The sequence below is a fragment of the Nostoc sp. DedQUE08 genome (assembly GCF_034530895.1).
Lineage (GTDB): Bacteria > Cyanobacteriota > Cyanobacteriia > Cyanobacteriales > Nostocaceae > Nostoc.
On sequence record NZ_JAVRCD010000086.1, the window covers coordinates 22,700 to 29,224 of the forward strand.

The 6,525-nt window shown below is 43.3% G+C and carries 6 protein-coding genes; 5 read left to right on the forward strand and 1 reads right to left on the reverse strand.

Going from position 1 to position 6,525, the window contains the following annotated elements; translation table 11 throughout:
- Positions 1 to 172: 172 nt before the first annotated feature.
- A complete protein-coding gene (locus RMY64_RS33780; protein WP_322702333.1) occupies positions 173 to 775 on the forward strand; it encodes a GIY-YIG nuclease family protein in 603 nt (200 codons plus the stop codon).
- A gap of 16 nt (positions 776 to 791) precedes the next feature.
- Here RMY64_RS33780 and RMY64_RS33785 read toward each other — a convergent pair whose 3' ends face one another.
- Positions 792 to 1,067, reverse strand: coding sequence for an HU family DNA-binding protein (locus RMY64_RS33785; protein ID WP_322702334.1), 276 nt, complete (start codon positions 1,065 to 1,067; stop codon positions 792 to 794).
- Between the two features lie 640 nt (positions 1,068 to 1,707).
- On the opposite strand from RMY64_RS33785, the gene RMY64_RS33790 reads away from it, so the two are divergent.
- From RMY64_RS33790 to RMY64_RS33805, 4 genes are all read left to right on the forward strand, one after another.
- The gene (locus RMY64_RS33790) at positions 1,708 to 2,217 is read left to right on the forward strand and encodes a DUF393 domain-containing protein (protein ID WP_322702335.1); all 510 of its coding nucleotides are present in this window, start codon (positions 1,708 to 1,710) and stop codon (positions 2,215 to 2,217) included.
- A 332-nt stretch (positions 2,218 to 2,549) separates the two neighbouring features.
- Positions 2,550 to 3,515: an aldo/keto reductase gene (locus RMY64_RS33795; RefSeq protein WP_322702336.1), complete on the forward strand. Its 966-nt coding sequence runs from the start codon at positions 2,550 to 2,552 to the stop codon at positions 3,513 to 3,515.
- Between the two features lie 281 nt (positions 3,516 to 3,796).
- A complete protein-coding gene (locus tag RMY64_RS33800) occupies positions 3,797 to 4,435 on the forward strand; it encodes a MarC family protein (protein ID WP_322702337.1) in 639 nt (212 codons plus the stop codon).
- A gap of 441 nt (positions 4,436 to 4,876) precedes the next feature.
- A complete protein-coding gene (locus RMY64_RS33805; RefSeq protein WP_322702338.1) occupies positions 4,877 to 6,418 on the forward strand; it encodes an NAD(P)/FAD-dependent oxidoreductase in 1,542 nt (513 codons plus the stop codon).
- Positions 6,419 to 6,525: the final 107 nt, after the last annotated feature.

Here is a 6,525-nt window from a genome sequence, read left to right on the forward strand (position 1 = left end):
ACTCAACATAATATTGTGCGCTTTTCATTCCAAATTTATTGCTTTGGCTGTATTATGGCTGGTGATGACTAGAAGTTCGCTTTCCCCAAAATTGCAACGCTATTTTAAAATTACCAAAAATCAGCAGCGATCACTTTGGTAAACCTGCTAACCAGTTTAATTCCATTGGGTTGTGGGGGATAATCTACTGGTTTGTACATTCCCATTAATCACCTTGGAACCCAACCAGCTAAATTTATTTTCTGATTTGACCGTCACACCAGCACGCAAAGCAGAGACACTGGTAATGAGTCTTGAGGCGCTGCTGAAGTGGAAAACGCAAATATTTGAGTATCAGCATTATGTGAGAGAGAACAAACCACCACAGCAGACGGCATTATTTGACCTTACCCCTAAGCACTGCGACCCAGACCAAATTGATCCACTCTTGCTGCGGCTTGTGCCAATGTCATTTTATCGAATGCCAGTTGATAGTCCAGGAGAAGCTTGTCTGTATTTCATCATAGACTCGGCGGCTTCTGTTGTGTTGTACGTGGGCGAAACATGCCGCAGTAACAAGCGATGGCAGGGTATACACGCCTGCAAAGATTACATCGCCAGCTACCAGGATTTACATTATCGCTATGGGTTAAAAACAGCAGTCAACGCCGCATTTTGGTGGGATGCTCCGGTTGATCGACGCGCACGGCAAGAGTTGGAGTTGAACCTTATTTTGAAGTGGCGCAGTCCATTTAATAAGGAGAACTGGGAGCGCTGGGGGCAGCCTTTTGGGTAGGGTGGCTTACTTATGCTTATGGCGCTACTTTCTCCCGAAACTGCTTCCCAGCAGAAAACGCAGGCACTCTAGTGGCTGGAATAGTCATTGGCTCATTGGTTTTGGGATTACGCCCCTCACGTTGAGAGCGTTCGCGTCGCTCGAATGAGCCAAAGCCTACCAGCGTTACCTTATCCCCATTCGCTACAGCCTCGGTAACGACTGACAAAAAAGCACTTATCACTTCATCGGCTTGCTTTTTTGTGATGTTGGTCTTGGCCGCTACAGCATCCACTAATTCACCCTTGTTCATAAATCACCCTGAAGTATTGCCAGTAACGGAAATCTAGCATTGATAGCTCTTATCAGGGAAGGGGGAAAGGAGTAAAAATCTAGCGAGATACGAAAATTGATAATACGCGGCTACTACTGTGCCCTTGCTCTGTCCTTGATCTTGCCGTTACGCGTTAGCCTTGGAAGCTATATGCCCTAAACGATTTGATGTATTTTCGCTTTGAAATCGTGCTTTCTTTTCATCCAATTTCTGATTCATATCCACCTATTAAGCTAATCGTCATTCAAATTGTATCTCCATGTTCCCGCATCTTTCTAACGAGTTTAACTATGCAATTTAAAAGCGCATCAGCTTAATTCTAAAAGCATAATTTTTGGCAATTCTCAAAACCTTGCACGATAAGAGACGTTTTTAATTCACATTAGGGATTACTTAGAGATGATTTATAAAGTAAAGCTTAAATTGTAGGGTGCGTTATAGCAACGCTTAACGCACCGACAGATATGATGCGTTACGGCTAATCCTGATTTTCTGAAACTCCCAAATCCTTACATAGCCGTAACACATCCTACTTAATATTTACTTTATAAATAGGCTCTAATAATGAAGAGAGGCATTACGCTTGATGTAAGGAAATAAACTCAGTTAAGATCCCGAAATGTCCTTACCACAAATCCAATCTTACGGTTGTAACAACTCTCAAGACCAGCCTTTATCCACTCTGCCGTCGTGGAAAATCAAACTGCTGTATGACGGTCAATGTCCCTTGTGTCTGCGTGAGGTTAACTTTTTGAAGAAGCGGGACGCTGGTCGAGGGCTGGTGGCGTTTGTAGATATTGCATCTGATGACTACAACCCCCAAGCACATGGCGGTGTTAACTATGAAACTGCAATGGGGCGTATTCATGCTGTGTTGCCAGACGGAACGTTAGTTAAAAATGTTGAGGTTTTCCGTCGCATTTACGAAATTCTGGGGATGGGTTGGGTCTATGCTGCAACTTCCTTACCAGTTATAAGTACTATTGCCGACTTTCTATATGGGATTTGGGCTGATTGGCGACTTTTCTTAACAGGACGAGCAGATTTAGCGACTGTTGTACAAGAGCGTTCTTCAGGGCAACCTTGCAAGACCCAAAGCCGTTGTCGCTTAATGGATGAAGATGACTAAGGGGTTTTCCTCTCTACCAGACGCTACTCGCGTTCGCTTGAATTAGGGCGATCGCTTCTGCCATACTTTCCCCCAGAACTAAAACTTGTTAACAATTATTGGGTGCGATCGCTTCCAGCACTGCGCTTATGCTCAATCATCTATGTCAATAGCGTAGCTTATCGCTGATAATAAGACTTGATTTTGGATGATTTTCCATGATAATCTGCGTTTGAATTTTAAAACCCGGTTTGCCGATAGCTTTATCGTAGCTTTAATAGCATACTGTATTTTTAATTTGAATTAGCCATAGTTGGCACAAGTAATTCTAAAACTGTTTTGAGAGAAAACTCATGGTCATTACAGAAAAACGTAAACTTGGACGTTCAGGGCTAGAAGTATCACCAATATCTTTTGGTGGAAACGTTTTTGGGTGGACAATTGATGAAAATACTTCATTTAAGATTTTAGATCACTTTATAGCGGCTGGAGGTAATTTTATTGACACAGCCGATGTCTATTCCAAGTGGGTTGCAGGAAATATTGGTGGAGAATCTGAGACAATTTTAGGAAAATGGCTCAAGCAGCGTGGTAATCGTGACCAGGTGGTGATTGCAACGAAGGTTGGCAACGATATGGGTGTTAAAGGCAAAGGGCTTTCTCGCCAACACATTCAACAAGCTGTTGAAGACTCGTTGCAGAGGTTACAAACCGATTATATCGATCTATATCAATCGCATATCGACGATGAAAGTACTCCACTTGAAGAAACTCTTGAAACCTACGCAGAATTGATTCGTCAAGGAAAAGTACGTGCAATTGGTGCTTCAAATTATAGTGCAGAGCGTCTATCACAGGCATTAGAACTTAGTCGTCAGCATGGCTATCCTCGCTACTATTGCCTTCAGCCCCGTTATAACTTGTATGACCGAGATGGTTATGAGCAGGATTTACAACAAATTTCCCAAGAACACTCAATTGGTGTGATTAGCTATTCCTCTCTGTGCAGTGGCTTTCTCTCTGGTAAATATCGTTCAGAAAAAGATTTGTCTATTAGTCTGCGTGGTAGTTCTGTAAAAAGATATTTAAATCCTCGTGGTTTGCGAATTCTAGAGGCAATTGACCAAGTGGCTCTTACTTATAATTCTACTCCCACCCAAGTTTCTCTGGCGTGGCTCATTGCTAATCCTACCATTACGGCTCCTATTGTTAGTGCAACCAAAGTTGAGCAACTCAACGATATTATCAAAGCTGTCAATATAAATCTCGACCAAGATGCTATTGACCTTCTCAATCAAGCTAGTTCTTCAAACAGCTAGTATAGCTACCTTGTCAGTCAACAGTTAACAGTTATTCCCCCTATCCCCCCATATAAAGAGCTTTCCTCTTTGAAAAAGGGCGGTAGATTCCGATGCTTGGCTTGGGCGAAGGGCTGGGGGCGATCGCTTTTAAGTTTCCTCTTTGAACGGGGTGAGGTGCGATGGCTCAAGCGCCCGCCGCAGGCATCGCATCGGTGGTTCTTGGAGTCAAGTGGGTACATGCACCCCCCACTGTCTGCTAAACTCTGCTTCTAGGAAACCTAGATATCCAAATATTGATAATGTCGTTAATTCCAAATACATTAGCAACCTTTGTGGCTCTTTTCCCAATCGCCAATCCAATCGGTGCAGTTCCGGTTTTTTACAGCTTAACAGCGAAGGAAACATCATCACAGCGTCATCAGCAGGCGATACAAACTGCCACAAATGTAGTTTTAGTTTTAGCTGTGTTTTTACTAGCTGGCAGGTGGATTCTAGAATTTTTTGGAATCTCATTAAATGTGCTACGGCTGGCAGGGGGATTACTTGTTGCTCACACAGCCTGGGAAATGGTTACAGCCCGTCAACGACTAACTCCATCAGAAAATGATGAGGCTCTAGATAAAGAAGATATTTCTTTTACACCAATGGCAGTACCATTAATCAGTGGGCCTGGAGCAATTGGGGTAGTAACGAGTTTATCGATTAGCTTTAAGCATTGGGTAGACTATCTTGAGTCTTTAGTGGGAATTGCTTTAATAGGTATAAGCCTTTATCTGTGCCTGTCATTAGGTGAACCACTTATTAAGAAGTTAGGAAAAAATGGTGTGGGAGCCTTAAATCGAGTTTTCGGTTTTTTTATCCTAGCAATTGGTGTGCGTTTTATTGCCGATGGCTCTATTTCCTTATTAAAAGAGGCGTTCCATATTCAAGTAAAATAATCTTTAACTTATAAAAAGTTCATAATTTATGTAAATGTTTATACGGGTTTTAAGCGATTGGGCTTTCCTCGCTTGATTGGGAGAGCGATCACTCTTGCCGTCTCACCTTTTTAGTTTTCTCACCAAAGCACCAACAGCACAGAGAAGTAGAAAAATACCAACTGCGTAAGCAGCTAGTTCCAATTCTGGGGGAAGGGGCGAGCGCCAGGGCTACAGGCACAACCAAGCTGTTATTTGATATACCTTCTACAAAGTTTAAGAACATAAGGAACGCTGATTGTAAAAAGATGCGAATAAAACAAAAAACAGAATAAATAACTGAGAAAATTCCCGCCTTGAAAAATAACACAGCAAACCCAAATATTAGAAAATCTGCTTTCTCCTGAGTTATTGAAAGTGAAAAACTTGGCACAATAACTATAGATTATGCACTAATGACTAATGACTATAAACCAAAAAGATGTAGTTGTAATTGGTAGTGGTATAGGGGGGTTGAGTTGTGCTGCTGTTTTAGCGCGATATGGGTTTGATGTGATTGTTTGTGAGAGTCATACAATTCCTGGTGGAGCGGCGCACAGTTTTGAACGTCAAGGATTTAAGTTTGATAGTGGCCCTTCTCTTTACTCTAGGTTGTCTTACACTCCTTCGGTTAACCCTTTACGACAAGTGCTAGATGTAATTGGCGTGGATTTGCCATGTGTGACTTATGATACTTGGGGTTGTCGGCTACCAGAAGGTGATTTTGATACATCTGTGGGTGCAGAACAGTTTTGTGAAGTGCTGGCAAGGCTACGAGGTGAAGATGCAGTGTCCCAATGGCGACGCTTGCAAGCGGTGATGACACCACTAGCCGCAGCTGCAAGCGCTCTCCCTGCATCTGCATTACGTTTAGATATAGGTGCAGCTTTGACTATGAGTAAATTTGCTCCATCGTTAGCTAAACATACTACCAATATTCTCAAGTTAACGGGGTCTTTTGACCGGATCGTGAATGGTGTTGTCCATGACCCCTTTATTATTAACTGGTTGAACTTGTTGTGTTTTCTCCTCTCTGGACTACCAGCATCAGGAACGGGAGCCGCCGAAGTCGCATTTATGTTTGCGGAGTGGTACAAACCAGGAGTAGCGTTAGATTACCCTGTTGGTGGTAGTGGTGCTTTAGTCAATGCACTGGTGCAAGGGTTAGAAAAACATGGCGGGAAATTAATGTTAGGCTCTCATGTTGAGCAAGTTTTGGTACAAGGTAAACGCGCGGTAGGTGTCAAACTGCGAAATGGGGAAGAAATTCGGGCGCGGCGAGCAGTTGTTTCTAATGCTTCGGTATGGGATACGTTAAAACTATTACCAGAAGGAGCAGTACCAAACAAATTCCGCAGCCAACGCCAAGCCATACCAGAGTGTGATAGTTTTATGCACTTACATCTTGGTATTGATGCTCAAGGTTTACCAGCAGATTTAGCTTGTCATTATATTGTGGTTAATGATTGGCAATTGGGCATTACTGCACCGCAAAATGTTGTGGTGGTATCAATACCCTCAATTCTTGACCCATCCCTTGCACCCCCAAGTAAACACGTAATTCACGTTTACACTCCCGGTAATGAACCTTACGCACTTTGGCAAGGACTAGATAGGAGAAGCCAGGAATATGAGCAACAAAAGCGATCGCGCGCTGAGGTGATGTGGCAAGCTTTAGAACGAATCATCAGCGATATCCGCACCCGTTGCGAAATCACCCTGGTTGGTACACCCCTCACCCACGAACGTTTTTTACGCCGCCATCATGGTTCCTATGGCCCGGCAATTTCTGCTGCTAAAGGTTTATTTCCTGGTCACGGTACACCTTTAGCGGGGTTGATGTGCTGCGGTGACTCCACATTCCCCGGCATCGGTTTACCCGCCGTCGTCGCTAGTGGGATGATTGTTGCTAATACCCTGGCTCCTTTGAGTAAGCATTTAGCTATGTTGGAGGAGATAAGTTAAGATTATGCTTTCTTAATATTGCAGCAACAGACATAGCAACATGAAGCCATTATGGAGAACTCCCATAATCTTAACTGCGTAGTTTACCGCCGCAGGCATCGCTGGAG

Bases quoted from the DNA above. Each gene is read 5' to 3' on its own strand.
- RMY64_RS33800 (WP_322702337.1), top strand. From the start codon at position 3,797: ATGTCGTTAATTCCAAATACATTAGCAACCTTTGTGGCTCTTTTCCCA.
- RMY64_RS33790 (WP_322702335.1), top strand. From the start codon at position 1,708: ATGTCCTTACCACAAATCCAATCTTACGGTTGTAACAACTCTCAAGAC.
- RMY64_RS33795 (WP_322702336.1), top strand. From the start codon at position 2,550: ATGGTCATTACAGAAAAACGTAAACTTGGACGTTCAGGGCTAGAAGTA.
- RMY64_RS33785 (WP_322702334.1), bottom strand. From the start codon at position 1,067: ATGAACAAGGGTGAATTAGTGGATGCTGTAGCGGCCAAGACCAACATC.
- RMY64_RS33805 (WP_322702338.1), top strand. From the start codon at position 4,877: ATGACTATAAACCAAAAAGATGTAGTTGTAATTGGTAGTGGTATAGGG.